We start from the raw sequence: 20,588 nt of genomic DNA on the forward strand, positions 1-20,588 counted from the left end.
GTCGGGTCCCATGGGGAAGCAAGCCACAGTGCTGGAGATCGACTGGCAAGTCTGGATCGCCGAGCGGGCACATGACGCCACAGCAGCCGAGCAGGGGCGACAGGTCCGGTCCTTGGCCCGTACGCATGGCTGGCCGGTGCTTTGCTGCCGTTATCTCTCCGCCGATCTGTCCGACCGGGCCCGCGCTGATCCGAACAGCCCGGCCGCAGCGTTTCTCGCCGGCCTCGGCCCGGGGCCGGACGATGCGGTCATCACCAAACACGGCCGCGATGCCTTCGATGTGCCCGACCTGCCGAACCTGCTCGGGCGGCTGAACACCGGCCGGCTCGTGCTCACTGGGCTGATGACCGAGCACGGCGTCGCGCTGGCTGCCCGCAGCGCTGCCGCCCGCGGGTGGGCGGTCACCGTCGTCGCCGACGCCTGCGCAGCCACCAGCTCCGCAGCCCATGAGAAGGCGCTGGCCGACCTGCGCGAGGCCGGAGTCGAGGTCGTCACCGCCGCCGACCTGCCGGCCTCGATCGCCTCCGCTGAACCTGCGGCCTTGATCGCTGGTGCTGATCGGGCGGCTTCATGAGCGGCGCGATACCGATTGCCGAGGTGGCTGAGCGCACCGGTCTCTCCAAGGACACCCTGCGTTGGTATGAGGCCGAGGGACTGATTCCGGCCGTGCAGCGCGACGCCAGCGGCTACCGGTCCTACGACGAGGCCGCGGTGCGGATGATCGACCTCGTTGTCCGCCTGCGCCGCACCGGCATGCCGGTCAAAGACGCCAAGGACTTCATCGCGATGACCCGACAGGGTACGGCCACCCACGGCCGCCGGATGGCTCTGCTCCAAGCGCATCGCGACCGCGTCCGCGCGCACCTCGATCAGCTGCGGAACGACCTGCACGCCATCGACGACAAGATCGACCACTACGCCGGACTCATCGCCGAGGGCCGCGACTGCGCTGCCCGCGAGGTCACCGACCCGGCGATCCGTGCCCAGCAGAGGAGTTCGGTATGACTGCCGTTCCCACCGTCCCGCTCGCCGCTGGGCTGGACGTGAGCAAGATCGGCTTCGGTGGCATGGCGCTCAGCCACGCTTACGGTGACACCGATCCAGAGCAGGCGCTGCGCACTCTGCACCACGCAGTCGACCACGGCGTGACGTTCATCGACACCGCGGACGTCTACGGGAAGCCGCGCGACGGCAGTTCGGGGCCGGCGGGCACCAACGAAGAACTGATCGCCAAGCTCCTGGCGGAGCGCCGCGCCGAAGTGCGTATCGCGACGAAGTTTGGCATCACCGGCGCGGTCGGCGGTGCCACAGCGACCCGCGGGGATCGTGCGTACGTCCGCAGCGCCTGCGAAGCGTCCCTGCGGCGGCTGGGCACCGATGTCATCGACCTGTATTACCTGCACCGGCGCCAGGTCGACCTCCCGATCGAGGAGACCGTGGGGGCGATGGCCGAACTCGTTGCGGAGGGCAAGGTCCGGCACCTCGGGCTGTCGGAAGTCACCGCCGGCGAGTTGCAGGCCGCCGCCGCCGTGCATCCCATCGCTGCCGTGCAGAGCGAGTGGAGCATCTGGTCCCGCGACGTCGAAGCCCAGGTGGTGCCGGCAGCCCGGGCGGTGGGGGCGGGCTTCGTCCCGTACAGCCCGTTGGGGCGGGGCTTCCTCACCGGAGCCCTGACGCCGGACCGGATCTCGGGCGGCATGCTGCGTGCCGAGCCCCGATTCGTTGCCCACTTCGACGCCAACCAGCGGGTCGTCGCGCTCCTGCGGGAGATCGGCGCCGAGATCGGGGCGACCGCGGCCCAGGTCGCACTTGCCTGGCTGTGGGCGCAGGGCGAGGCTTTCGGCCTGCCGGTCGTGCCGATTCCCGGCACGCGGTCCCCGGCCCGGGTCACCGAAAACGCCGAAGCCCTTCAGGTACGCCTCAGCACAGTCCAGAAGGCCCGGCTCGACGGTGCCGCCGACCTTGTCGAGGGTGACCGACGGTTGACTTTCACGCCGCAGGACTGGATCTCCGCCGACCGCGAATAGCCGCGTCGGACCTCACCGGCACCCGGATCGCGTGCCGGGTGAACAGCCGTTCGGGGCTGGCAGCAGTCCTCGACGGCTGGCTGCTCCATTCGCCGCTGCCCGACCGTACTCAGCAATCGGCCCCGGTAGTTCCGCATTGTTCGCGGGACTACCGGGGCCGGTCTTGCTGATGCCTACGGCGTGAAGGTGATCCGACGCCGGCGAGCCACAAGGTAGAGCACGCCGCCCGCGACCAACAGCGCGAGTGCGCCGCCGGCGACCGTGCCGGCGATGGTGCCGGTGTTGGGCAGGCCGCCCTCGTCGTCCTTGTCGCCGGTGCCGCCACCCGTGCCCTGGTCGTCGCCGGGCTTGGCGGGCTCGCTGGGCTGGCCGGGCGCGCAGTCCGCCGGGTTGTTGACGGCGACGGTGATCGGTGCGAGGCCGTCGATGGTCACCGTCGCCTGGGTCGCGGTGCCGCGACCGAAGGTGGCCTTCGCCGAGGCGCCGGGGGCGACCGTGAGCTGCTGGGTCTCCGTGCCGTAGGCGACCGTCGCCTGCGCCGGGAGGACGTCCTTCGGGTTGGTCACCACGACGGTCACCGTTTTGCAGTCACCCTCGACCACCACGGTCGGCGCCGGGCAGTCCGCGGGCCGCGTCCAGGTGTAGGTGACGTCAGCCATGCCGTCCGCCTGCACGGTGATCGGACCAGCGCCGGTCGGGACGGTGACAGTCTCGCCCTTGCCCGGGGCTACGGCGACGGTCTTGGTGAACGTGCCCGCCTTGACGGTGAAGTCGACGGCGTACTTGCTGAGCTTGCCGTCGTTGCTCAGGTGCAGCACCACGGTGCCGTCGCACTGGGACAGCGGCTTGACCGCCGGGGTGTGGCAGCCCTTGGCGCCGCCGTTGTACCAGCCGGGTTTGCCGGTCGAGCGAGCGCCGAGTCCCTTGTCGCTGCCGAGCTTCTTGTCGCCGTAGCGGGGACCGTTCTCGGTGATCTCCGCGATGATGTCCTTCTCGGCGCCGAAGAACAGGTCCACCTGCGCGTTGCAGTCCGGCAGGGCAGCCGTCAGAGTCGCCGAGCGGATGTCGTTGGAGAGGGTCGCGCTCTGGTGCGCGAACTCGTACTGCGGCACCGAGAACTGCGGTTTCGGCGCGTAGTACGTGACCAGCGTGACCGGCTCCGCCTTGCAGAGCTTCACACCCTCGTCGACCGACACGGTGGCCGTTGCCTGTCCACCGGTGACCGCGAACTCGTGGTGGAACTTCGCATCCGCCGGCTCGACACACGGGGTCTCAGCGGGCTTGCAGTCGCCCAACGTCACGGTCGCCGTGTTGTCGGCATCCCCGCCGCCCTTCCACTTGGCGATGAAGGAGACCGTGGCGGACGGTGTGCCGCTGGGCAAAGTCTGGTGAACGAGCCGCTGGCCGTCCTTACCGTTGGCTGCCCGACGCGGGATCGTGGCGTCCTCGACAAGTGCGGGGATCGGGGCGACTCCGGTCTTCAGCGCGGAGATCGTCGCGATCTCGCTGGCGGTGTTAGTCAGGGTCCAGGTGACCAGCCACTCCTGCTTGTCGGGGTTGCAGGTCGCGGCGCCAGAGACCGCGGTCTGCCCGGCGACGACGGGTGGCCCGGCGCTGGCCGGGGTGGTGGGGGAGAACAGGCCGGTGAGGGCTATCAGTGCGGCCGCGGCGGCCGCCGAGATGCGGGGGACCAGGGACTTCATGCGGAGCCGCCTTCGTGGAGGGTGGCGAGGGCGCGCCGGCTGGGTGGCCGGCGCGCCCTCGTTGGTGCGCTTACTTAGGTGGTGCTGGTGCTGGTGCTGGTGCTGGTGCTTACGCGGTGAAGGTCACCTTGCGCCGGCGAGCCATGAAGAACACGGCGCCGCCGATGGCGAGGAGCAGGGCCGCGCCGGCTGCGATGCTGCCGACGACCGGGCCGGTCACGGGCAGCTCGGGCTCGTCGGTCTTGCCGCCGCCCCCGCCGCCGTTCTCGCACTCGAGCTTCTCGAGCGTGGCCTTGACCGGCTCGACGTTCAGGCCGGGGAACTCGATGGTCGCGAACGTGGCCTTGTTGGCCTTGAAGGTGACCTTCTCGGTGGCGCCGGCCGCGACGGTGATGTCCTTGACCTCGGTGCCGTACGTGACCTTGGCGGCCGCCGAGGTGACGCCCTTCGGGTTCTCGACGGTGATCGCGACGGTCTCGCAGTCGTTCTTCACCATGACCGTGGGCAGCGCGCAGTCGGCGGGACGGACCCAGGTGTAGGTGACGTCCTTCATGCCCTCAGCGCTGACCGTGATGGCACCGGCGCCGGCCGGGACGACAACCGTCTCGCCCTTGCCGTTGGCGACCGAAACGGTCTTGGTGAAGGTGCCCGCCTTGACGGTGAAGTCCACGGCGTACTTGCTGATGGTGCCGTCGTTGCTCAGGTTCACCGCGACAGCGCCGTCACACTGGGAGACCGGCTTGACGGCCGGGTTGGAGCAACCCTTGGCGCCGCCGTTGTACCAGCCCGGCTTGCCCTTCGAGCGAGCGCCGAGGCCGGTCTCGCTGCCGAGCTTCTTGTCGCCGTAGCGGGCGCCCTTCTCGGTGATCTCGTCGAGGATGTCCTTCTTGCCGCCGAAGAACAGGTCGACCTGGGTGTAGCAGTCCGGTACGTCGACGTTCAGGGTCACCGAGCGCTGCTCGTTGGTGATCGTGTTGCTGTCGTCGTCGTACTTGAACTGCGGGTACGAGAACTCGGCCTTCGGCGCGTAGTACGAGACGAGCGTGACGGGCTCACCCGCGCACAGCTTGACGCCGTCGTCCAGCTTCACCGTGGCGGTCGACTTGCCGCCGGTCACACCGAAGGTGTGCGTGAAGCCGGCCTTGCCCGCCTCGACACACGGCTTCTCGGTCGGCGTGCAGGGCGCGCTGAGGTCGACCTTGGCCGAGTTCCTCTCGTCCTTGTAGCCGTCCGACGTCCAGGTCGACGTGAAGGAAATAGTGGCTTCCTTGGCGTCGGTCCCGGCGGGGATCTTCTGGGTCAGCGTCTTGACGCCGTTGCCGGTGGCCCGGGTCGCCTGCGGGATGACGATGCTGCCGTCCACGCCTTCGACCGAGGTCGGGGTGGTGACCAGCTTCGACACGGTGGCGCTGGTCGGGTAGTCGTTGGTGAGCGTCCAGGTCACGATCCGCGTGCCGGTGGCGGTGTCGCAGACGGCCTTGCCGCTGACTGCCGTGAGATGGGCGCTGGCGGGCGCGGAAATGACCGCGACTCCACCCAGGCCGATGAGCGCGCCGGCGAGAACCGTCGCGGCACGGCGGAGCGGGGAGTTCAACTTCACGCGTTCTCCTGAGGGCGGTGAATCACGGGGGGCCAGACTCGAGGAGGACCGCTCGCGCCGGATGATCGGCGACCAGAGACGACACCTCCCCGCGTCGTCGAGCCGACAGCGTTTCGTCGGCGGGCTGACCTTATCGACTAAGTGGAATCTGGGAAGAGGCTCAGGAGCGGCTAAGGCTCTTGTTGCAGATCCGAGACCATCGCTATACGGAAAGCACTGGGATCGATGCGGTGGGTATCTATTTGTCGCCGTCTTGGTCACTCAAAAGAGCCGGAGCCGCGCCGACGGTAATAATTCGCCAATGCCAATGAATCGCACATGTCCCTTTTGTGGCAGCGCGCCGCGGGGCCGGCAGCAGGGGTCATAAGGGCGGAATTATTCACTCCGCAGTGGTGCGTGCTTTGTGGTGGCGTAGCGTCGCACCGTGCTATCCGACCATTCGCGCGAGGCCGCATGACCAGGATCATTGCCGGCGCCCACGGCGGTCGCCGGCTGAGCGCGCCGCCCGGCGGACTCACCCGACCCACCTCCGACCGGGTCCGCGAGGCCTACTTCAGCGCCCTGGGCACGATGACCGACCTCGAGGGCGCCCGCTTCGCCGACCTGTACGCCGGCTCCGGCGCGATCGGCCTCGAAGCACTCTCCCGCGGTGCGGCCTATGCGCTGCTGGTCGAGGCGGACGGCAAGGCGGCCCGGGCCATTCGCGACAACATCGTGGCGCTCAAAGTGGGCAACGACGCCCGGCTGGTGACCGGCAAGGTGGCCCAGCTGCTCGCGGCTCCGCCAGAAGGCGGTCCCTACGACGTCATCTTCGCCGACCCGCCGTACGCGGTGACCGACGACGAGGTGGCCGAGGTGCAACAGGCGCTGGTCGAGAACGGTTGGCTCGCCGAGGACGCGGTGGTGACCTTCGAGCGTTCGTCCCGTACGGCGGTGCGGGGCGAGCCGCTGGCGTGGGTCGACGGCATCACCGCCGACCGCAGTCGTCGTTACGGCGAGACCACTCTTTGGTACGGTCGCCGATCATGAGACGTGCGGTCTGCCCCGGGTCCTTCGATCCGGTCACCAACGGCCACCTCGACATCATCGGACGGGCCAGCCGGCTGTTCGACGAGGTGATTGTCGGTGTGCTGATCAACAATTCGAAGACCGGCCTGTTCACGGTCTCCGAACGCATCGACATGCTGCGCGAGGCCACCGCGAAGTACGGCAACGTCCGGGTGGAGTCCTTCCACGGCCTGCTGGTCGACTTCTGCCGTACGCAGGACGCCGCGGTGGTGATCAAAGGCCTGCGCGCGGTCAGCGACTTCGATTACGAATTGCAGATGGCGCAGATGAACATCGGCCTCTCCGGGGTCGAGACGCTGTTCATGCCCACCAATCCGCTGTACTCCTTCCTCTCGTCCAGTCTGGTCAAGGACGTGGTCAAGTGGGGCGGAGACGCGTCGCCGTACGTGCCGGACTTCGTCGGCGAGCGGCTGGTGACCAGGCTCCAGCAAACCTGACGACAAACTGACGGCGTGGCCTATCCGGCTTCGTCGCCGGGTTCGGCAGTAACGTGATCGCACCACGCAGCGTGAGTGCTGTCTGACAGGAGTGAGGCGCCGGTGGATCCGCTCGACCGCATCGACGAGATCATCTCCATGGTGGAGCAGGCACGGTCCGTACCCATGTCGCGGACCAACTACATGTTCGACCGGGCCGAGATGGTGGCCCTCCTGGACGAGCTGCGCTCGGAGCTCCCGGGCGACCTGCGCCGCGCGGTGGCGCTGCTCGAAGAGCGCGACAAGATCATCGATGCGGGCAAGCGGGAAGCGGACCGCATCATCAGTGAGGGCGAAACCGAGCATGCTCGGCTCGTCTCGGTGAACGAGATCACGGTCTCGGCCGAGCATGAGGGCGCCCGGATCGTCGCGGAGGCCCGGTCGGAGGCTCAGCGCCTCCGCGAGGAGGTCGACGACTACGTCGACACCGCGCTGGCGAACTTCGAACAGTTCCTGACCCGGGCATTGGCGTCGATAGAGCGTGGCCGCGACAAGATGCACGCGCTGCGCGAAATCGGCACTTTCCAGGGCGAAGACACCGAACGCCCGCTGCCCTTCTAGCCGCCGGGGCCGATTCGACGCTGGGGACCCTGCTCAGGTAACCTTTCCAGTCGGCCTACCCAAGGCTGAGGACTCATGATGCCCAAGTCACCGCAGAAACACCTCGATCCCAGGCAGCCGCTGGTCGTCGACACGACGAAACTCCCGCGCCGGCCCGGTGAGACGCGTGCCCTGAAGCGGGTCGTCCCGGCACCGGCGGACCTCGGTCTGGAGCTGATCTCGGTGCCCGAGGGCTCCGACCTCGAGCTCGACCTGAGCCTGACGTCGGTCTCCGAAGGCGTGTACGTCAGCGGCAACGTGCGCGGTTCACTCACCGGTGAATGCGGGCGCTGCCTCAACGAGATCTCCGAATCGTTCGACGTGTCCCTCGCGGAGCTGTACGCCTACGCGGACAGCACCACGGAGGAGACGACGGACGAGGACGAGGTGGGCCGGATGCAGGGCGACCTGCTCGACGTGGAGCCTGCGCTCCGCGACGCAGTGGTGCTCACACTGCCGGCCAATCCGGTCTGCCGGCCGGACTGCCCAGGGTTGTGCCCCGAGTGCGGGGTGCATCTCGACGACCTTCCGGCTGACCACAGCCATGAGGAAATCGATGCCCGCTGGGCCGCTCTGAGCAACCTGGCGAAAGCCGAGTCGCCGACGGCGGCTCTGCCGCACCACCAGCAAAAACCGATCGAGGAGTAGGTACCGTGGCCGTCCCCAAGCGCAAGATGTCGCGCAGCAACACCCGGTCCCGCCGGGCGAACTGGAAGGCTGCCGCGGTCTCGACCGTCGCCTGCCCCCAGTGCAAGTCGCCGAAGCTGCCGCACACCGCCTGCTCGGTCTGCGGCACCTACAACGGCCGTCAGGTTCTCGAGGTCTGAGCCTCGCGGAGTGACACGTCCGATCATCGGACGGGTCGAGCCTGAGCAGCGGCGGTCGTCCGGTGCACCGAGCCCGACGCAGGCCGGCCGCGAGGCCGGCACTGCGCGGGAACCGGGCATCGCGCGGATCGCCGTCGACCTCCTCGGCGGGGACCAAGCTCCCGCCGTCGTGGTTGACGGCGCTCTGCGCGCCGCTCAGGCCGATCCGGCCCTCCAGCTTTTACTCGTCGGCCCGGTCGAAGCAGCCGACGCAGTTCGCCACGCCCTGGCACCGAACGACCGGCACCGAATCTTCGCCATCCCGGCACCTAGCGGCTCCCCATCTCCCAGCCGCGCTCCGCGCGCCGGCAGCGACCGCGCCGACCGCGACCGCGCTCCGCGCGCCGGCAGCGACCGCGCTCCCCGCGCCGACCGCGACCGTGACCGCGCGCCCCACGCCGGCAGCGACCGCGCTCCCCGCGCCGACCGCGACCGTGACCGCGCGCCCCACGCCGACAGCGACCGTGACCGCGCGCCCCACGCCGACAGCGACCGTGCGCGCCGTCCCGACCGCGACCCCACGAGGGCCAGCCGCGACGGCGGCACTGCCGACTCCGACTGCGCCGGCCGCGACCCCAGCAGCATCGAATGCGGGGTGCGCACAGCCGTTCTCGCCGTCGCCCAAGGCCACGCTGATGCGGTCGTCTCGGCCGGCAACACCGGCGCCACGGTCACCTCGGCCGCGCTCAGCCTCGGCCGCTGGCCCGGAGTGCGCCGTCCCGCTCTCACCGCTGTCCTGCCCACCTCCGCGGGCCGCCTCGTGTTGCTCGATGTGGGGGCGACCGTCGACCCCGACGAAGCGGCTCTCGCCATGCACGCGCGACTCGGTGCGGCGTACGCCGCCGTGGTGCACAAGATTGCCGCGCCGCGGGTAGGCCTGCTCACCATCGGCACCGAACGCGGCAAGGGTGATCGTCTGCGCCGGGCCGCCCCCGCTGTCCTGGCTGCTCTCGGCTACCCCGCGGGCGGCCGCTACGCCGGCCTCGTCGAGGGTGACGACGTGGTGACCGGCGCCGGCGCGGACGTCGTGGTGACGGACGGTTTCAGCGGCAACGTCCTGCTCAAGGGCCTCGAGACGGCGTACGCGCTCCTCGGCGCCCCGCACCCCGGCGAGGTTCCGCCGCGAGCTGCCCTCCTGCTCGGCGTGGGTGGCACCGTCGTCGTCTGTCACGGCGCCGCAGCCGGATCGGACATCGCCGCGGGTATCGGCTTTGCGGCGAGCCTGCACCGCCAGAACGCCGTTTCGGCCATTGCCGGCCTGGTCGCCGACCGGGCCGAGGACCGCACGTCCCCGGATCCGCAGAACGCAAGAGGTGCTTGATGAGCAGTAACGACAGACGGCGGCTGCGGCCCTCGACCGAGCCGCTGCAGGAGGCGTTCGGTGTGCCGTTGGAGGCCGATCTGCTCGAGCGGGCGCTGACCCACCGCTCGTACGCGTACGAAAACGGCGGTTTGCCCACCAACGAGCGGCTGGAGTTTCTCGGCGACTCGGTGCTGGGCGTGGTGATCACGTCGGCGCTGTTCCACAACCACCCGGACCTGCCGGAGGGGCAGCTCGCCAAGCTGCGGGCCAGCGTGGTCAACATGCACGCGCTCGCTGATGTCGCTCGGACGCTCGGGCCGCAGGGCCTTGGTCCGCATCTGTTGCTCGGCAAGGGCGAGGAGACCACCGGCGGCCGGGACAAGGCGAGCATTCTCGCTGACACCTTGGAGGCGTTGCTCGGGGCGATCTACCTCGAGCATGGGTTGGACCTGGCGAGCGAGGTCATTCACCGGCTGTTCGACCCGCTGATGGCGGAGTCGGCGGGCCGGGGCGCCGCCCTGGACTGGAAGACCAGCCTGCAGGAACTGACCGCGGCGCTGGGGCTCGGCGTGCCGGACTACGTGATCGATGACGCCGGGCCGGACCACGCCAAGACCTTCACCGCCTGGGTGGTGGTGGCCGGGGAGCGTTATGGCGGCTCCGATGGCCGCAGCAAGAAGCAGGCGGAGCAGCGCGCCGCGGCCGCCGCTTGGCGGACCCTCACGGAGCGCGCCGAGGCGGACACCCCGCCCCCGGCGGTCGCCGGCGGCGGCCACACCGAGCTGTCCACCGCCGACAGCCGCACCGCCGCAGCCCAGGCAGACAGCCCGCACGGCGGAGAAGGCGACGAAAAGACCCGAGCGGACAGCGGCGGAGACGGCGACGAAAAGACCCGAGCGGACAGCGGCGGAGACGGCGAAGAAAAGGGCCAGGCGGACAGCGCCCCCGCAGCCGGCGACAGAAGCGCCGCCGGCCGGTGAGTGTGGCAGCCCCGGACGCGGTCCCGGTCCGGGACGACGTCAAACGGCGGCTGTGGGACGCGGCCGGCGGGTGGCATGGCGCCGCCGTTGCGGTGGGCATTCTGGCGCTGTCCCGGCTTGTCCAGCTCGTGCTGCTCGTCGGTCTTGACCGCCGGACCGCGGAGCCGGCCGGGCTGCGCGCCACCTTGCTGGTCTGGGACGGCGGCTGGTTCACCCGGGCCGCCGCCGGCTACCCGCACGGCTACACGTACGCGACCGACGGCTCCCTGGAGGGCAACGAGCTCGCGTTCTTCCCGCTGTTCCCGATGCTCATTCGGGGCTTGTCGCATGTGGGCATGGATCCCGGCACAGCTGCGCTCACCGTGAGCTGGCTCGCTTCGATCGGCGCGGCTGTTGCCCTGCACCTGCTCGGCACCAGCCTGTGGGGGCGCCGCAGCGGGTGGGCGTTGGTCGCGATCTGCTGCACGGCGCCGATGTCCGTGGTGCTCTCCATGGCGTACTCGGAAAGTTTGTTTCTGGCCCTGCTCGCCGGGATGTTCGTTGCCGCGCACCGCCAGGTGTGGTGGGCGGCTGGCCTGTTGGGCCTGGGGTGCGCCCTCACCCGGCCAACCGGCGCCGCGGCAGCGATCGCCTTGGCGGTCGCTGCGCTGCTCGCGGTGCGCAGCGATCCGGCCCGCAAGTGGCCGCCGTTGCTCGCGGCGGGTGTCGCGCTGAGCGGCGTTCCCGCGTTTCTCGCCTGGGTCGGTTGGCGGGTCGGCGACCCGGACGCATGGTTCCGGATCCAGACGGCGGGCTGGGGCACGTCCTTCGACTTCGGCAGCAGCACGCTGGCGTTCCTCGGCGACACGTTGACGTCTTCGCAGGGCTGGGTGCCGATGAGTGTCGCGCTCATCCTGCTCGCCGCGGCCGCCGCGGCCACTGTCGCGTTGTGGGGCCGGCCGTGGTTGCCGCTCACCGTCTACGGCGTGGTCGCGATGGTGCTCGTGTACGGCCAAGCCGGCTACTACCACTCCAAGCCGCGACTGCTGCTGCCCGTACTGTTGACGCTTCTGCCCGCGGTCATCGCTGCCGGACGGGCGCGACCCAGGGTGGCCGTCCTCGCGATCGCCGCCTGGTCCGCGTTCGGCCTCTGGTACGGCGCGTACATGTTGACCGTGTGGCCCTACACCATCTGACGGAGAACGATGCCTGAGCTGCCCGAGGTCGAGACCGTCCGCGAGGGTTTGTCGAAGTGGGTGACCGGCCGCCGGATCGGGGCGGTCGAGGTGCGGCATCCCCGGGCGATCCGCCGGCATCTGCCCGGCGACGCGCACTTCGCGGCGGTGCTCGCCGGGCGCACGATTGCCGGCGTCTCCCGCCGCGGGAAGTATCTGTGGCTGCCGCTGGACTCCGGCGACGCGGTCATCGCCCATCTGGGCATGAGCGGTCAGCTGCTGATGCAGCCCGCGGGGGCGCCGGACGAGAAGCACCTGCGGGTCCGGTTCGGGTTCGCTGACTCCGGGCCGGAGCTGCGCTTCGTCGATCAGCGTACGTTCGGCGGGCTTTCGGTCTCCGAGGGCGGCGGCGAGCTGCCCGCGGAGATCGCCCACATCGCCCGCGACCCGATGGACCCGTTGTTCGACGACGAGGCGTTCGTGGCGGCGCTGCGCCGCAAGCACACCGAGATCAAGCGGGCGTTGCTCGATCAGACGCTGATTTCCGGCGTGGGCAACATCTACGCCGACGAGGCGTTGTGGCGTGCGGAACTGCACGGCGCCCGCGCGACCGACGCCCTGACCGCGCCCGCGGTGCGCCGGCTGCTCGCCCACGTGCGCGACGTTCTCGCCGAAGCGATCAAGGCGGGCGGGACCAGCTTCGACGCGCTCTATGTCAACGTCAACGGCGAGAGCGGTTACTTCGACAGAGCCTTGCATGCGTACGGGCGGGAAGGTCTGCCGTGCGACCGGTGCGGCACACCGCTGCGCCGGGAGCAGTTCATGAACCGCTCCTCGTTCAGCTGCCCGCGCTGCCAATCCCGCCCGCGGCAGCCGCTCCGCTGACGCAGGGCTCCGCATCGGTAGCCAGCCCGAACCCGGCGCCGCGTCGGCCCATCAAGCGGCGGGCGGCGGTCAGCAGCTCCGAGGGCACCCCGTGCACGAGGTGGCCGTCGCCAGGCTGCACCCCGTCGCCATCCCAGCCCTGATAGGCCGACCACGGCCCGTCGAAGGTGCAGATCTGCACGCCCAGGTCGCGGTAGAGCGGGTGGGTGGGCACACCGGGGTTGAGCACGATGCGGTGCAACCCGCGGCGGGCGGCGAGCCGCACGGTCAGCGCCACCGGCCCGACTCCGCTGGATCCGGCGGCAGCGCGGTCGAGGAAGAGCCCCTGGACGCCGTCCTCCCGCCACGCGTCCACGTCGGCGAGCACGTCGGCGAGGGAGCGTCCGCCCCAGTCCAGGTCGACGCGGCCCAGCCGCTGGTGCGCCGAGCGGGCCGGGCCGGGTCGGTCCTGCACGATCCAGGTGTCATCGTCGATGGGCAGGTCGGGCGACGGGTGCGCGTACGGGGGGAACAGGGTCTTCACGGCGTCCTCTCCAGGGTTGGCGGCAGGGGCGCGGGCAGGGGGTCAGGTCCGGTCCCGGTGAGCCACCGGACCGTGGCGGGGCGGGCGTCGCGGGGAGCCGGTACGGCCAGGGCCAGCTCGTAGGACGGGGCCGGTCCGGGTCCGGCCAGATCGGTGTAGAGCGCGCCGTAGACGCGGACCACCCGGTCGGCGGTGAAGTAGGCGAGTGCGCGTCGGCGGGCCGCGTCGGCGAGGGCGCGCCGCCGGGCCGGGGCGGTGAGCAGGCTGATGCAGGCGGCGGCGAGGGCGCTGGGGTCGCGCTCCGGCACCACGAGGCCCGACTCGCCCAGCGTCTCGGCGACCGGGCCGACGTCGATGCCGACCACTGCGCGGCCGGACATCATGGCCTCGATGAGCCGGTACGGCGGATCGGATGGTCCCGGCACGTAGACGACGAGGTGGCCGGCGGCGTACCGGTCGTGGGGGTCGGCGGGTAGGGGGTGCTGGCGTACCGCCCGGCCGAGCCCGGTGCGTTCGACCTGTTCGGCGCAGTGGTCCTCGTGCTGGGGTGTCACTCCGACGAGGTGCAGCACGGTCCCGGGCACGGCGGCGGCCACGTGGGCGAAGGCGGCGAGCAGGTCGCTCAGTCCGCTTTCTGGGCTGCCGTTGCCGGCCCAGATGATCGCTGGCGGATTGCGGGACTCCGGTGCGCAGGGGAAATCCTGCGGGTCGACGCCGGCGGGGACCGCCACCAGCCGGTTCGGTGCAGCGCCGTGCCGCAGCGCCCACGCGTGGTGGTATTCGCTGAGCGGCGCGATGAGGCCGGCTTCGGCGTACCCGGTGCGGGCCACGGCTCGTCGGAAGCGGCGCAGGACGGTCTGCACCGCGGGGGAGAGTCGCTCTTCGTGGGCGCGCAGCTTGGCGACCGGTGCCCGCGCTTCGGTCAGCAACAGCGGCGTTCCGGTGCGCCACCGCCCGGCCAGCGCGGCCAGCAGCGGCGTGGTGCCACCGACACAATGCACAAGATCAACCCCGGGCATGGGTACGGCCAACGCCCGCGCCGCGTGTCGCAGCAGTGTGGCCGCGGTCCGCGCGTCCCGCAGGCTGAGCCGCGGCAGGCGTTCCCCGGCGCCCCCTGACCGCCCGGCCCGCCACGCCTCCGCCAACACATCGGCCAGCGGTACGGCGTTGAGCGGCGCCGCTGCGGTCGGCCCGCCGCCCTCGGTGAGCGCCGACACTCCGATGAGACCTTGGGCGAAGACGTCGTCTTGTTCCAGCACCAGCCCTCGGCAGAGCAGGGTGGCCGCAGCCGTGGCGTGCTCGTCCCTGCCCTCTCGCCGTGGCGTTTCCCGGGACAGCGCGACGGTCCGGGCGGAGGTCACGTGCGCGGGCAGCGGGTAGACGGGTCCGCCCGGCGGTTCCCGGTCCGAGACGGTGACGAGGTCGAAGTCGAACCGGTCGAGGCCGTCGACGAGCGTCCGGCACCAACCGCCTAGCGCGTCCCGGCGGAACGGATAGCCGCCTCCGGTGAGCAGACAGATGCGCATGCGGTCAGCACTGCGGGCGCGTCGAGGGCGATATCACGAAGGCTGCAACGACGCAGCGGCACCAAGGACGGGGAGCGTGTCAACTAAGTGACAGATCTTTGGGCTAATTGTCGGCTTTGTGAGGTGATTTGCTCACGAACGCCCGAAAAGCTGGCCCCACACAATCGTGCCGTCCACCCCGGTGGTCGCGCTCGCGCCGATCGCCTTGAAGTCACAGTTCAGGATGTTGGCGCGGTGCCCGGGGCTGTTCATCCACGCATCCATCACATCGGCGGCATCGCGCTGCCCGCGGGCCACATTCTCGCCGCCCGGATCGGTGTAGCCCTGCTCCCGCGCCCGCTGCCCGAAGTCCCGGCCGTCGTCACTGGTGTGGCTGATGTAGAGATCGCCGTGCGTGCCGAGCTCCTGGGTGTGCAGGCGCATGGCCGTACGCAGATCGGTGTTGAGGTTGACCGATCCGCAGCCGGCGCGGTCCCGCTCGACGTTGACCAGCCGGATGACCTCGGACTCCTGGCCCGGCAGGCCCGAAGCGACCCTGGGCGCCGAGGTCTCGCGAGTCTTCGTCGGGGCCGCCTCGGTGGCCTTCTTCGGTGCCGGCGCCGCGGTGGTCTTCTTGATCACCGGCTTCTTGGTGGTCGGCTTCGGTGCGGGAGTCGAGCTGGGGGCAACCGCGGGAGCCGTGGGTGCCTCCGCGGTGCCGCCTTCCGGCGTTGCGTTGCGCGGAGCGAGCGCGGCAGCCGCTGCTTCGGGGCGCTCAGCGGCGGTGCCCGAGCCGGTGACATCGGACGGCAGCAGGAAGGCTCCGGCGCCCAGCACGGCCAGGACGCCGCCGACCGGCAGTGCCAGCAGGGCCGGTGACGGCATCGACCGTCGTCCGCGGTGCCGTCCGGTCCGGCTTGGCTGCTGTCCCCGGTCGCTGTGCTCGATCGGCCCGCGCAAGGTCTTGCCCTCCGTGCTGTCCCGGGATCGAGAAATTTCGACCCGGGCGACGGTAAGCAGCCCCGCCGATAGGCGGCAAACCAGCTAAGGAAGATCTAAGTCTCCCTTCAGGTAGCCTTCCACCATTTCGGGCTCCGCCGTTCGGCGCGCCTTGGCCGCCGCTCGGACCGTTGCCGTCCGTCGCGGTTTGCGACGCCCCCCAGCCCGGTACGCGGACAGGCATGTTCGATCCGAAGCACCTCGAGTTACTCCGCGACTGTGATCGGTATCTGGAACGTCAGCAGCTCCTGCTCGATCGGCTGGCCGCCGAGGACCGGACGAACACCGTCCTCGCGGCGATGGACTCGGCTTTTGATCAACTGCTGCACGCGGTCACCGTTGCCTGGCGCGGGGTAGCCGTTGACCTCGGAGATCGTCGCCCAGACGAGGAAAATGCTTGATCCAAGCGTGGGTGGCGTGCCAAGGTGGCGTGATTCACTGGTAGACGGGGGTCGGCGCGGTCGCCACGGCTTGACGGAGCCTGGTCATCGGCGCACCATAGAAGAGTCGCCAGTCGCGCTTATCTGTGCTCAGTCGAGTCCTGAGTGCGGAAACATCTGCAGCCTCATCGCTTAAACCTGGATGCAGATTGTTGTGCCCCACGCGTGCCCGTGGGTGCCTTTCTGTGGGTCCTGGTGCGATACCAGTAGGCGAGCGTTCGGCCGGCACTATGCGGCAACGCTGACGAAGAGACGCAGCGTCTCACAAGGAGAAGTCATGGCGAAGGCCCTCTACGGCCACGTAGGTGCGGCGCCCGATCGGCGCCTGCTCGACGAGGTCACCCGGCTGCGGTCCCGGGTGCAGGCTATGGAGTTCGAGATCACCCGGCTACGCGCGGAAAACGACCGGCTCGCGGCGGCGGCCGCCGAGGCGGACGACCTGATGCGGCTGACCGAGCCGGCGCTGACCTGAGCTCCCCTGCGGCGTCGTGACCCGGCGCCGTCAGTCCCCCCTCCGCACCCCGCAACGCACACACGAAAAGCGCGCCTCCACGAACACAGTGGCGGCGCGCACTCTTTTTTCGGACCTTTTTCAGATCCCGGCCATTGTGCGCCGCGCATTTTGCCCATCGCGTTTTGCCGCGCCGCTTTATCGACGGCTTTCCCTTTCTTCCCGCATTGGATGGCGGGCGCGTCTTTTTGCGTCCTGTGCCGACTTGGTCGTCCTGATTCTGACGTGCGCGACCCGAGGAACGGGACAATCGGGCCGTAACGCTTTGAGAGAGGCAGGAACTGGGACGCGCGCCGTGCACTGACCCGCAGGCGTCTGCGGGTAACCTGCTGCCGGAGAGCAAAACGCGACCCCTCGGAGATCCGTGCACCTCAAGAGCCTGACGGTCAAGGGCTTCAAGTCCTTCGCCTCCGCCACGACGCTGCGCCTGGAGCCGGGCATCACCTGTGTGGTGGGCCCCAACGGCTCCGGCAAGTCCAACGTCGTCGACGCCATCGCCTGGGTCCTCGGCGAGCAGGGCGCCAAGGCGCTGCGCGGCGGCAAGATGGAGGACGTCATCTTCGCCGGCACGGCCGGCCGGGCCCCGCTCGGCCGCGCCGAGGTGACCCTCACGATCGACAACGGCGACGGCGCCCTGCCCATCGACTACACCGAGGTGTCGATCACCCGCCGCATGTTCCGCGACGGCGCCAGCGAGTACGAGATCAACGGCAACGCGTGCCGGCTGCTCGACATCCAGGAACTCCTGAGCGACTCCGGCATCGGCCGCGAGATGCACATCATCGTCGGCCAGGGCCGGCTCGACGCGATGCTGCACGCCAAGCCCGAAGACCGCCGCTCCTTCATCGAAGAAGCCGCCGGCGTCCTCAAGCATCGCAAGCGCAAAGAGAAGGCGATCCGCAAGCTCGACGCGATGCAGACCAACCTCAACCGCCTCAACGACCTCACCGCCGAGCTGCGTCGCCAGCTCAAGCCGCTCGGCAAGCAGGCCGAGGTCGCTCGGCGCGCCGCCGGCATCCAAGCCGACCTGCGCGACGCCCGGCTCCGGCTGCTCGCCGACGACCTGCACACCCTGCGTACCACTCTGGACAAGGAGATCGCCGACGAGTCGGCGATGCGCGAACGGCGCCAGCAGGTCGAGGACGAGAACCGCGAAGTGCAGCGCTGGCTCGCCGACCTCGAAGCCCAGCACGCCGAAGACGCGCCGCTGCTCCAAGCCGCCCAGGACACCTGGTACAAGCTGTCCACGCTGCAGGAACGGTTCCGCTCCACCGAGCAACTCGCCGCCGAACGGCAGCGCCACCTGGCCGCCACGGGCGACGAGGAGCGCATGGGTCGCGACCCCGACCAGCTCGTCGCCGAGGCCGAACGGGTCCGCGAGCAGGAAGACGAGCTGCGCGAGGCGCTGACCGAAGACCAGATGCGCCTCGCCGAGGCCGTCGAGCACCGGCAGGAGCTGGAACGCGAACTGCACGCGGCTGAGGGCGCCCTGCGTACGGCGGCCAAAGCGATCGCCGACCGGCGTGAGGGCCTCGCCAAGCTCACCGGGCAGGTGAACGCGGCCCGAGCCCGCACCGGGAGCGCCGCAGAGGAGATCGAACGCCTCGCCACCGCGCACACCGACGCCCTGACCCGCGCCGAAGCCGCGCAGGCTGAGGTCGACGCGGTGTCCGCCGAATCCACCGAAGCCGACCGCGACAACGTGGAGCTCGACGAGCGGCACGCCGAGGCGGTCACCGCCCACGACCGGGCCGCCGCCGTGGTCAAGGAACTCAACGACGCCGAACGGGCCGCGGAAAAAGACGCCGCGAGCTGGAAAGCCCGCGAAGAAGCGCTCGCCCTCGGCCTCAAGCGCAAGGACGGCGCCGGCGCGTTGCTCGGCAAGGCCGACCAGGTCCCCGGTCTGCTCGGCAGCCTCGCCTCGATGCTGACCGTCCGGCCCGGACACGAAGCCGCCCTCGCCGCGGCGCTGGGTGCGCTCGCCGACGCCGTCGCCCTCAGCGGGGTCGACGAGGCCGTCGAGGCCATGCGTACGCTCAAAATCTCGGACGCGGGCCGTGCCGCCCTGATCGTCGCCGGCCCCGCGGCGCCTGGCATGCAGGGACCGCTCGACTCCCTGCGACCCTCCCTGCCGGAGGGCGCGACCTGGGCGCCCGACGTCATCGACTGCCCCGACACCATCCGGCCCGCCCTCAACCGCGCGCTGCGCGACGTCGTGCTCGTCCCCGACCTCGCCGCCGCCACCCGGCTCGTCGCCCAGAACGCCGAACTTCGCGCGGTCACCCCGGACGGCGACGTCCTCGGCGCCCACGCCGCAGCCGGCGGCTCCGGCAAGGCCACCAGCTACATCGAGGTGCAGGCCGCCGTCGACGAGGCCCACGCCAACCGAGAAGCCGCCGAACAGTCCATCGGCGAACTCAAGGACCAGCTCGCCGCGGCCCGCGCCGAAGTAGCCACCCGCAAGGAAGCGGTTAACGTGGCGGCCGCCGCCAAACGAGCCGCCGAAGGTGAACGCAACGCCGCCGCCCGCCGTCTCGCCGAACTCGGCGCCGCCGCCCGCTCCGCCAAAGCCGAATCCGAGCGGCTCGGCGCCTCCCGACAGAAGGCCGAAGCCAACCGCGACCGCGACCTCGCCGGCCTCACCGAGCTCGAAGAACGGCTCCGCCTCGCCGAAGCCACCCCGATCGACGAAGAACCGTCCACCGAGGAACGCGACCGGCTCGCCGCGCTCGTCCCGCAAGCCCGGCAGAACGAGATGGAAGTGCGGCTCGCCGTCCGTACGGCTGAGGAGCGCGTGTCCTCCATCGCCGGCCGTGCCGACTCGCTGCTGCGCCAAGCCAACGCCGAACGCCAAGCCCGGGAACGGGCCGCGGCCCGCCGAGCAGCCCGCGCCCGCGGTGCGGAAATCGCCAAAGCCGTCGCGCTGGGCGCCGGCGCCGCGCTGGCCCGGGTGGCGGTCTCGCTCGCCGGTGCCGTCGAGGTCCGCGACGAGCTGGCCCGCGCGCGTACGGCCCGGGAGGCGGAACTGTCCGAGGTCCGCGCCTCCGCCAAACGCCTCGTGGCCGAGCTCGAACGCCTCACCAGCGAAGTCCACCGCGACGAGGTGGCCCGCGCCGAACAGCGGATGCGCATCGAACAGCTCGAGGCCAAAGCTGCCGAGGACTTCTCCCTCGACGTCGACACGCTCGTCGCCGAGTACGGCCCCGACCAGCTCGTACCCCCGACGCAGGCTGGAGTCGCCCAGGCGGAGAAGGACGGCAAGGACGTACCGGAACCGGTCACCTTCCACCGCCCCACGCAGGAGAAGCGCGCCAACAAAGCAGAACGCGACCTGGCCCTGCTCGGCAAGGTCAACCCGTTGGCCCTCGAAGAGTTCGCCGCGCTGGAGGAACGCTTCAAGTTCTTGTCCGACCAGCTGGAAGACCTCAAGGCCACCCGCAAGGACCTGCTCACCGTGGTCAAGGACGTCGACGACCGCATCCTCGAGGTCTTCACCTCCGCCTTCGAAGACACCGCCCGAGAGTTCCAGACGGTCTTCCAGGTGCTTTTCCCCGGTGGTGAAGGTCGGCTCGTCCTCACCGACCCCGAGGACATGCTGACCACCGGCGTCGAGGTCGAAGCCCGCCCGCCCGGCAAGAAGATCAAACGCCTGTCCCTGCTCTCCGGCGGCGAACGCTCCCTCACGGCCGTGGCGATGCTCTGCGCCATCTTCCGCGCCCGGCCCAGCCCCTTCTACATCATGGACGAGGTCGAAGCCGCCCTCGACGACGTCAACCTGGGTCGCCTGATCACGCTCTTCCAGCAGCTCCGCGAGAAGAGCCAGCTCCTGATCATCACCCACCAGAAGCGCACGATGGAGGTCGCCGACGCCCTCTACGGCGTCACCATGCGCGCCGGCGTCACCCAGGTCATCAGCCAGCGCCTCAACCGCGACCAGGAAGACTGACC

At 70.3% G+C, this 20,588-nt stretch carries 18 protein-coding genes and 3 pseudogenes; 16 read left to right on the top strand and 5 right to left on the bottom strand.

Annotation, left to right across the window (positions count from 1 at the left end; translation table 11 throughout):
- The first annotated feature begins 10 nt into the window (after positions 1-10).
- From ACIA1L_RS00615 to ACIA1L_RS00625, 3 genes are read left to right on the top strand one after another with little or no spacing between them, the layout of a single operon-like run.
- A complete protein-coding gene (locus ACIA1L_RS00615) occupies positions 11-574 on the top strand; it encodes a cysteine hydrolase family protein (RefSeq protein WP_396070119.1) in 564 nt (187 codons plus the stop codon).
- A 23-nt stretch (positions 575-597) separates the two neighbouring features.
- Entirely contained in the window at positions 598-1,005 is a 408-nt protein-coding gene (locus ACIA1L_RS00620) for a MerR family transcriptional regulator (protein ID WP_396070121.1), read from the top strand.
- A complete protein-coding gene (locus ACIA1L_RS00625; RefSeq protein WP_396070123.1) occupies positions 1,002-2,027 on the top strand; it encodes an aldo/keto reductase in 1,026 nt (341 codons plus the stop codon). Before ACIA1L_RS00620 ends, ACIA1L_RS00625 begins: the two co-directional genes overlap by 4 nt.
- Positions 2,028-2,200: 173 nt before the next feature.
- Here the strand turns inward: ACIA1L_RS00625 and ACIA1L_RS00630 are convergent, their stop codons facing one another.
- Together ACIA1L_RS00630 and ACIA1L_RS00635 are read right to left on the bottom strand one after the other, a co-directional pair.
- Positions 2,201-3,730 carry a transmembrane domain-containing protein gene (locus tag ACIA1L_RS00630; protein ID WP_396070124.1) on the bottom strand — a complete coding sequence of 510 codons (1,530 nt, stop codon included), beginning with the start codon at positions 3,728-3,730 and terminating at the stop codon, positions 2,201-2,203.
- Between the two features lie 109 nt (positions 3,731-3,839).
- On the bottom strand, positions 3,840-5,330 hold the full coding sequence (locus tag ACIA1L_RS00635) for a cell wall anchor protein (protein WP_396070126.1): 1,491 nt from the start codon (positions 5,328-5,330) through the stop codon (positions 3,840-3,842).
- 453 nt (positions 5,331-5,783) lie between these two features.
- Here ACIA1L_RS00635 and rsmD point away from each other — a divergent pair, with 453 nt between their 5' ends.
- From rsmD to mutM, 10 genes and pseudogenes are all read left to right on the top strand, one after another.
- Complete coding sequence (rsmD, locus tag ACIA1L_RS00640) at positions 5,784-6,359, top strand: 16S rRNA (guanine(966)-N(2))-methyltransferase RsmD (protein WP_396070127.1); 576 nt, start codon at positions 5,784-5,786, stop codon at positions 6,357-6,359.
- A complete protein-coding gene (gene coaD / locus ACIA1L_RS00645; RefSeq protein WP_396070129.1) occupies positions 6,356-6,835 on the top strand; it encodes a pantetheine-phosphate adenylyltransferase in 480 nt (159 codons plus the stop codon). The genes rsmD and coaD overlap by 4 nt, the downstream gene beginning before the upstream one ends.
- 102 nt (positions 6,836-6,937) lie before the next feature.
- Positions 6,938-7,435, top strand: a complete 498-nt coding sequence (locus ACIA1L_RS00650; RefSeq protein WP_396070131.1) for a hypothetical protein — start codon at positions 6,938-6,940, stop codon at positions 7,433-7,435.
- A gap of 78 nt (positions 7,436-7,513) precedes the next feature.
- Entirely contained in the window at positions 7,514-8,122 is a 609-nt protein-coding gene (locus ACIA1L_RS00655; RefSeq protein WP_396070970.1) for a YceD family protein, read from the top strand.
- Positions 8,123-8,127: 5 nt separating this feature from the next.
- Positions 8,128-8,301 carry a 50S ribosomal protein L32 gene (gene rpmF / locus ACIA1L_RS00660; RefSeq protein WP_396070133.1) on the top strand — a complete coding sequence of 58 codons (174 nt, stop codon included), beginning with the start codon at positions 8,128-8,130 and terminating at the stop codon, positions 8,299-8,301.
- Between the two features lie 10 nt (positions 8,302-8,311).
- A pseudogene (locus tag ACIA1L_RS00665) lies at positions 8,312-8,539 on the top strand (phosphate acyltransferase PlsX); the annotation flags it as partial.
- 396 nt (positions 8,540-8,935) lie between these two features.
- A pseudogene (locus ACIA1L_RS00670) lies at positions 8,936-9,661 on the top strand (phosphate acyltransferase PlsX); the annotation flags it as partial.
- Positions 9,661-10,416: pseudogene (rnc, locus tag ACIA1L_RS00675) on the top strand (ribonuclease III); the annotation flags it as partial. The pseudogenes ACIA1L_RS00670 and rnc, both read left to right, overlap by 1 nt.
- A 203-nt stretch (positions 10,417-10,619) precedes the next feature.
- Positions 10,620-11,798, top strand: coding sequence for a hypothetical protein (locus tag ACIA1L_RS00680; RefSeq protein ID WP_396070135.1), 1,179 nt, complete (start codon positions 10,620-10,622; stop codon positions 11,796-11,798).
- Positions 11,799-11,807: 9 nt separating this feature from the next.
- The gene (gene mutM, locus ACIA1L_RS00685; protein WP_396070137.1) at positions 11,808-12,662 is read left to right on the top strand and encodes a bifunctional DNA-formamidopyrimidine glycosylase/DNA-(apurinic or apyrimidinic site) lyase; all 855 of its coding nucleotides are present in this window, start codon (positions 11,808-11,810) and stop codon (positions 12,660-12,662) included.
- On the opposite strand, the gene ACIA1L_RS00690 is transcribed toward mutM, so the two are convergent.
- The 3 genes from ACIA1L_RS00690 to ACIA1L_RS00700 form a co-directional block, all read right to left on the bottom strand.
- Entirely contained in the window at positions 12,616-13,185 is a 570-nt protein-coding gene (locus tag ACIA1L_RS00690) for a Spherulin-4 (RefSeq protein ID WP_396070139.1), read from the bottom strand. The two genes, mutM and ACIA1L_RS00690, sit on opposite strands and share 47 nt — an antisense overlap.
- A complete protein-coding gene (locus ACIA1L_RS00695) occupies positions 13,182-14,711 on the bottom strand; it encodes a DUF3492 domain-containing protein (protein WP_396070140.1) in 1,530 nt (509 codons plus the stop codon). The genes ACIA1L_RS00690 and ACIA1L_RS00695 overlap by 4 nt, the downstream gene beginning before the upstream one ends.
- A gap of 132 nt (positions 14,712-14,843) precedes the next feature.
- On the bottom strand, positions 14,844-15,575 hold the full coding sequence (locus tag ACIA1L_RS00700) for a CAP domain-containing protein (protein WP_396070142.1): 732 nt from the start codon (positions 15,573-15,575) through the stop codon (positions 14,844-14,846).
- A gap of 296 nt (positions 15,576-15,871) precedes the next feature.
- On the opposite strand from ACIA1L_RS00700, the gene ACIA1L_RS00705 reads away from it, so the two are divergent.
- From ACIA1L_RS00705 to smc, 3 genes are all read left to right on the top strand, one after another.
- A complete protein-coding gene (locus tag ACIA1L_RS00705; protein WP_396070144.1) occupies positions 15,872-16,090 on the top strand; it encodes a hypothetical protein in 219 nt (72 codons plus the stop codon).
- 316 nt (positions 16,091-16,406) lie between these two features.
- A complete protein-coding gene (locus ACIA1L_RS00710; RefSeq protein ID WP_071805696.1) occupies positions 16,407-16,601 on the top strand; it encodes a hypothetical protein in 195 nt (64 codons plus the stop codon).
- 403 nt (positions 16,602-17,004) lie between these two features.
- On the top strand, positions 17,005-20,586 hold the full coding sequence (smc, locus tag ACIA1L_RS00715) for a chromosome segregation protein SMC (RefSeq protein ID WP_396070146.1): 3,582 nt from the start codon (positions 17,005-17,007) through the stop codon (positions 20,584-20,586).
- The last annotated feature ends 2 nt before the right edge of the window (positions 20,587-20,588 follow it).

Origin of the sequence: Actinoplanes sp. NPDC051859 (assembly GCF_044452725.1) — a bacterium.
Lineage (GTDB): Bacteria > Actinomycetota > Actinomycetes > Mycobacteriales > Micromonosporaceae > Actinoplanes.